Source organism: Streptomyces mexicanus (genome assembly GCF_902506575.1).
GTDB classification, from domain to species: domain Bacteria; phylum Actinomycetota; class Actinomycetes; order Streptomycetales; family Streptomycetaceae; genus Streptomyces; species Streptomyces mexicanus.
This window is the reverse complement of the sequence record NZ_LR732608.1, coordinates 1-5924: the sequence shown is the minus strand read 5'-3', so window position 1 is coordinate 5924 and position 5924 is coordinate 1. Positions and strand designations below refer to the sequence as shown.

8 protein-coding genes are annotated in these 5924 nt (G+C 75.5%); 5 read left to right on the top strand and 3 right to left on the bottom strand.

Annotated features, from left to right (window positions below; genetic code table 11):
- The coding region (locus GV126_RS33205) for a S1 family peptidase (RefSeq protein ID WP_236570341.1) at window positions 1-749 on the top strand (749 nt) is incomplete at its 5' end.
- 86 nt (window positions 750-835) lie between these two features.
- Here the strand turns inward: GV126_RS33205 and GV126_RS33200 are convergent.
- Both GV126_RS33200 and GV126_RS33195 read right to left on the bottom strand, forming a co-directional pair.
- Window positions 836-1261, bottom strand: a complete 426-nt coding sequence (locus GV126_RS33200; RefSeq protein ID WP_028424106.1) for a CBS domain-containing protein — start codon at window positions 1259-1261, stop codon at window positions 836-838.
- A gap of 151 nt (window positions 1262-1412) precedes the next feature.
- Complete coding sequence (locus GV126_RS33195) at window positions 1413-1883, bottom strand: TIGR03668 family PPOX class F420-dependent oxidoreductase (RefSeq protein WP_201299974.1); 471 nt, start codon at window positions 1881-1883, stop codon at window positions 1413-1415.
- Between the two features lie 194 nt (window positions 1884-2077).
- Between GV126_RS33195 and GV126_RS33190 the strand changes: the two genes are divergently transcribed.
- From GV126_RS33190 to GV126_RS33175, 4 genes are all read left to right on the top strand, one after another.
- A complete protein-coding gene (locus GV126_RS33190; RefSeq protein WP_159674778.1) occupies window positions 2078-2821 on the top strand; it encodes an MgtC/SapB family protein in 744 nt (247 codons plus the stop codon).
- Window positions 2822-2948: 127 nt separating this feature from the next.
- Entirely contained in the window at window positions 2949-3869 is a 921-nt protein-coding gene (locus GV126_RS33185; RefSeq protein ID WP_159674777.1) for a polysaccharide pyruvyl transferase family protein, read from the top strand.
- A 65-nt stretch (window positions 3870-3934) separates the two neighbouring features.
- Window positions 3935-4249, top strand: a complete 315-nt coding sequence (locus GV126_RS33180) for a DUF3040 domain-containing protein (protein WP_159674776.1) — start codon at window positions 3935-3937, stop codon at window positions 4247-4249.
- 52 nt (window positions 4250-4301) lie between these two features.
- The gene (locus GV126_RS33175; RefSeq protein ID WP_185947112.1) at window positions 4302-4499 is read left to right on the top strand and encodes a hypothetical protein; all 198 of its coding nucleotides are present in this window, start codon (window positions 4302-4304) and stop codon (window positions 4497-4499) included.
- 121 nt (window positions 4500-4620) lie between these two features.
- Here the strand turns inward: GV126_RS33175 and GV126_RS33170 are convergent, their stop codons facing one another.
- Window positions 4621-5517, bottom strand: a complete 897-nt coding sequence (locus tag GV126_RS33170) for a glycosyltransferase family 2 protein (RefSeq protein WP_159674775.1) — start codon at window positions 5515-5517, stop codon at window positions 4621-4623.
- Window positions 5518-5924: the final 407 nt, after the last annotated feature.

The following is a 5924-nucleotide window of genomic DNA, read 5'->3' as shown; positions in this document are numbered from 1 at the left end:
CCGCCCTGCTCGCCGCTCCCACCGCGGCCGCCGACCCCCGGCCCTCCGGCGCCGCCCCCCGACCCGTCGTCGGCGGCACCCCGACCACCACGACCGCGTACCCGTTCGTCATGCAGCTCACCGACGACGCCGGCAACCAGTTCTGCGGCGGGACCCTGGTGGCGGCCACGAAGGTGGTCACCGCGGCGCACTGCGTGGCCGGCGAGAGCGCCGCCAAGCTGCGCGTGGTGGGCGGCCGTACCTACCTCGACGGCACCGACGGCACGGTCAGCGCCGTCAGCGGCGTCTGGGTCGATCCGTCCTTCGCCGACCCGACGAGCGGCGACGACGTGGCCGTGCTGACGCTGGCGACCGCGATGCCGTACACCCCGGCGAAGTACGTCTCCGCCCAGGACACGGGCGTGTACGCGCCGGGCACCCTCGCCCGCGTCCTGGGCTGGGGGACCACCTCCGAGAACGGCGGCTCCTCCAACCAGCTGCGCACGGCGACCGTGCCGGTGGTCAAGGACACCGACTGCGCGAACGCCTACGGCTCCGACTTCGTCGCGAGCGACATGGTCTGCGCCGGATACACCTCCGGCGGCGTGGACACCTGCCAGGGCGACAGCGGCGGTCCCCTGCTTGTCGGGGGCGTCCTGGCAGGGATCACTTCCTGGGGCAACGGCTGCGCGGAGGCGGGTTACCCGGGTGTGTACACCCGGCTGACCGCCTTCTCGCGTCTGGTGGCGGAGCAGGTCGCCGCCTCCTGAGCCGCCCCGGGTGATCGCCGGGGGCGTTGCGGGCCGCCACGAGAGGCCCGCAACGCCCCCTTCCAAGGACGTGTCCGCCGTGCGGGTCAGCGGTTCGGGTCGGCCTTGCTGATGTCGGCCAGCGCCGAGTGCGGGTCGTCCGTGGTGGCCAGGTCGCCGAGGCTGACCATGCCGACCGGGCAGCCGCCGTGCTCGACGACGGGCAGCCGGCGCACGGCGTACTGGCGCATCAGCTCCACCGCGCGGTCGGTGGTGTCGTCGGGGTTCAGGGTGACGACCGGCGGCCGGGTGCACACCTGCCCGGCCGTGGTGGTGTGCGGGTCGCTGCCGCCGGCCACGGCCCGCACCACGATGTCGCGGTCGGTCAGGACACCGAACAGGTCGCAGTCGTAGGCCACCAGGACATCGCCCACGTTCTGCTCGCGCATCACGCGGGCCGCGTTCTCCAGCGTGGTCATCGGCTCGACGGCCACCGCGCCGGGGGACATCACGTCGCGTACTCGCCGGGTCATGGGGCACCTCCCGGGGCCGGGGTGGGCAGACGCGCGGAAGACGGTCTGCCCGCCGCGTAGCCAGAACGGGCGCACCCAAACGGGGGCCTTCCCCGTGCGTGCCCCCCGGGCCGGGCCCGGCCCGCGGCCCGGGCGAGCACGGCGCCGCCGTTCACCCGCCCGGGCGGGCGGCGGGCGACGCGTCGGCCTGCCATCCGGTCCAGGCGTGGACGGTGACCGCGACCACCGGGCCGTCCGGCGGGGCGTCGCGGTACTGCGGGTACTTGGCGCGCAACCGCACCAGCGCCGCCTCGTACTCCTCGCGGGTGGCCAGGTCCGGCGCGCCGGGCGGCACGATCCGGGCGCCGCCGTCGGCGCGGACCCACCACAGCCGGGACCAGTCCTCGTCGTAGTCGTCCGCGAGCAGGCACACGGCGGGGGTGACCTCGATGTTGTGCAGCCGCCGCAGCCGGGTGGTGCGCTTGGGTTTGCGGTCGACGGCCGTCACGACGCCGTCGGCGCCGTCGGTGGCGAACACGATCGGCACCAGGTGCGGGCAGCCCAGGTCGTCGACCGTGGCGAGCCGGGCCACCCGGGCGGCCGCGAACCGCTGCCGCGCCTGGGCGGGGTCCATCCGTGGCACGGGTGTGGCTCCTCTCCGCGTCCTCGCGCGTCCTGCGCGCGTCACCGCACGGCCTCGCGCCTTGTGCGCGCGTCGTCGCGCGTCCTCGTGCGTTCCGCGCGCGTCCTCGGCGGCGTCCCGCCGTCGCTCCCGGGTACCCCCATGGCGCCCGGTGGGTCACACAATGAAACGAGACGCAGGACGAAGGGAGACGCATGCCGCAGCTTGCGGTTCCGCTGTGGGACGTGGCCAATGGACAGGGTCTGCGCCAGCTGGCCGAACTGGGGCTCGCGCTGCTGCTGTCGAGTCTGATCGGCATGGAGCGGGAGGCGCAGCAGAAGAGCGCCGGGCTGCGCACCCACACCCTGGTCGGGGTCGCCAGCGCCCTGATGATGGAGGTGTCGCAGCACGGCTTCACCAACGTGCTGCACCTGGCGAACGTCTCCTTCGACCCCTCCCGGGTCGCCGCGCAGATCGTCTCCGGCATCGGCTTCATCGGCGGCGGGCTGATCTTCGTGCGGCGGGACGCGGTACGCGGGCTGACCACCGCCGCCACCATCTGGCTGACCTGCGCGGTCGGCATGGCCTGCGGCGGCGGGCTGCCGATCCTCGCCCTGGCGGTCACCGCGCTGCACTTCCTGGTCGTACGCGGCTATCCCCTGCTGTCCCGGCGACTCACCGCCTCCGCGCCGCCCGCCACGGTCGAGGTGCGGCTGACGTACCTGACGGGGCGGGCGCTGCTGCCGCGGCTGATGGAGGCGTGCACCCGGCGGGGTTTTCGCATCCTGGAGGTGAGAGCCGACCGGCTGCCCGGCCAGGCGGGCGCGGCCGCCCGGGTGCTGCTGCGCCTGGAGGGCACGGCGGACACGGGACAGCTGGCGTCCGAGCTGTTCCACGACGAGGGCGTCGTCGACGTCGAGCTGAGCCTGGGCCGGGAGGACGACACCACCGACCCCTGACAGGTGCGGTCGTGGTGGCCGCGCGCGGCGGTGGGCGGCCCGCTCCCGGCGGAGGCGACCGCGCGTGCGGCGGTGTGATCGCGTGCGCGTGCATGACGTGCGGGCCGGAGGGCACCCGGGGGCCACTGTGCGCCAGGGACCGGATGCCTCACGGATTCTGCTCACCGGGTGGTTCACCTTCCGTGACGGGGAGGCGACCGCCGGGGACGTGCTGGCGCTGCACCGCGTGGAGGACGTGCTGCGGCGGGCGGGGCTGCCCCACGACGTCGCCTGGAGCCCCGGTTTCCGGCCCGGCGCCCGGCCCCTGGAGCAGGTGGTGCCCGAGCGGTACGGGCAGCTGGTGTTCGTGTGCGGTCCGCTGCACGGGCCGCAGATCGAGCGGCTGCACCGCCGGTTCGCGCACTGCCTGCGGATCGCGGTGGGCACCTCGGCGATCGACCCCGACGGTGAAGCCGCCACCGGCTTCCACCACGTCATCGCCCGGGACGCGCCCGGCGCCCGCCCCGGCCCGGACCTGGCCGCCCGCGCGCCCGCGCTGCCGGCGCGGCCCGTGGTCGGCGTGGTCCTCACGCACGGCCAGCACGAGTACGCCGGGGCGCGCCGGCACGACCTGGTCGCCCGGGAGCTGACCGCCTGGCTGCACGGCAAGGACTGCGCGCGGCTGGAGCTGGAGACCCGGCTGGACACCCGCGACTGGCGGCTGTGCGCCACCCCCGCCCAGCTGGAGTCCGTGCTGGCCCGGCTGGACCTGGTCGTCACCGACCGGCTGCACGGCATGGTGCTCGCCCTGCGTGCCGGTACGCCCGCGCTGGCCGTGGACCCGGTGGCGGGCGGCGCGAAGGTGAGCGCGCAGGCCCGGGCCTGCGGCTGGCCGGCGCTGGTGCCCGCCGAACGCCTGGAGGTCAGCGAGCTGGACCGCTGGTGGCGCTGGTGCCTGACCTCGGGCCGGGTGGCCGCCCGGCAGGTGTGCGAGGAGTTCGCGGCGGGGACCGCGCGGGACGGCGCCGATGAGCTGCTGCGGGCGCTGCGGCCGCTGCGCGCCGGTTAACCCGCCTGGCGCACGGGCACCCGGACCTCGATGCGACAGGTAGCTCGGTCCCCCTAGGAGCAACAGTGTCGACAAGCAGACTTCCCGAGCACGAACAGCGGATCCTGGACGAGATCGAACGTGCGCTCAGCCGCGACCGCCGCCTGGCCCGGCGGCTGCGCACCCCGCGCCGGCGGCGCCGCCCGGATGTGTCGAAGGTGGCCCAGTGGGCCCCGCGGCGCTGGACGGTGGTGCTGCTGCTGACGGTCTGCGCCGCCCTGCTGGCGGCCGGCATCGTCACCTCCGATGCGGGGGTGATCTGGGCCTTCGCGGTGCTGTGGGCGCCGACGTCGTTCGCCGTCCTGCGGCTGCTGTGCCGGTCGTCGTCGCGCGGCGGCTGAGCGGTTTGCCGCAAGGGGGCCGGGGGACCCGCGTCGGCAGGAGGTGATCGTCGTGCCCGAGCCCGGAAGCAAGAAGTACGACACCAAGCGCGCGAGGGCGCGCAAGGAGGCGGAGCGGTCGGGCATCTCCGACCAGGACGCCAACGCGGCCGCCAACGAGGAACTCCAGCAGGACCCGAAGTTCCGCAGCAGCGGCCCGCGCACGGAACGCGGCCGGGGCCCGAAGGGCGAACGGCCCGGCAACCAGTGAGTGAGCGACACCGGCCGAACAGCCCGGCCGATCCAGCCGCCGAGCACCACCGAGCCCCGTCGGCCACGGCGGGGCTCACTCGTGCCCGCCGGAGTCGCGGGGCTCCACGGGCGGCCGTCCCTCACCCCGTGTAGCAGCGTGCCGTCGACCTGCGCTGGCTGTCCTCCAGCGCCCGCAGCCGCCTCTCCACGCCGGGCGGCAGGACGCGCCGCTCGCGCACGATCCACGGCAGGGCGGCGGCCGCCTCGGCGAACGCGCGCAGGGAAGCGGTGTCGCGGGGCACCGTGCGGGCCAGGTGCAGGGTGCGGCGCAGGGCGGGCCGGGCCGGGCGGCGCAGCCAGGTGAACCACAGGGTGTTGCGGATGCCGTCCCGGCGGCGGCGCGTGGCGTCCCGGACCACGGACGGGTGGTGGTGGATCGTCAGGTGGTCCGCGTACGTCAGCCACCAGCCGTCCGCCGCCAGGTCCGCGGCGAGCAGTTCCTCCTCCCCGCCCAGCCACAGCCGCGGGTGGAAGCCGCCCGCGCGCCGGAACGCCTCGGTGCGCAGGACGGTCGCCGCGGCGAGGAAGGAGCCGAGGGCCGGGCCGGGCAGCCAGGACGGCCCGGGGACGGGCGAGTCGCGCAGTTCCTCGACGATCGGGTCCTCGGTGCCGTCGGGTTCGACGACGATGCGCGCGGTGACCGCGCCGAGCGCGGGATACCGGTCGAGCAGGTCGGCCGCCCCGGACAGGGATCCCGGCGCCCACCAGGAGTCGTCGTCGCAGAACGCCACGTACGGGGTGCGCACCCGGCGCACCGCGAGGTTGCGGCCCACGGCGCCGAGGTTGCGGCCGGGGCGCAGCAGCCGGACCTGCGGATGGCGGTGGGCCACGGCGGCGGAGGTGCCGTCGGTGGAGGCGTTGTCGGTGACGAACACCTCGGGCTGCTCGGGGAGTTCGGCCAGGCGGTCGAGGGTGCGCAGCAGTTCGGGGCGCCGGTTGTGGGTGATGACCACGACGGAGGTGCGGGGGTCGCTCATGAGGTCCCCTCCAGGAGTCGGGCCGCGCGTTCGACGTGCGGGGGCAGGGGGCGGCGGGCGAGGAGGGCGGAGTAGAGGAGGGTGATGGTCGGCAGAGGCGCGACGTGTGGACGGGCGGTGGTGGGCTTGGCGGGGGGGGCGGCGCTGTGGGGGGCGTCGATGGGGCGGTGGCCCGGTGAGGTTGACCGCGGGTGGCTGGGCCGGTTGAGCGGAGGGCGGAAGGCAGGGCGGGTGGGGGGCGATGCACGTCGGGGTGGGTTTGCGGCGGGTACGCGGCGGCGTCCGTCGGGGGGCGACTAGCCGGCGCGCCAGACACCGCCGCCGTGACACTCGCGTTCGGCATCAAGGTCGGCGACTGGACCGACGTGCCGATCTACCGCGCCGGTCAGGTGGTCGGTGCCATGATC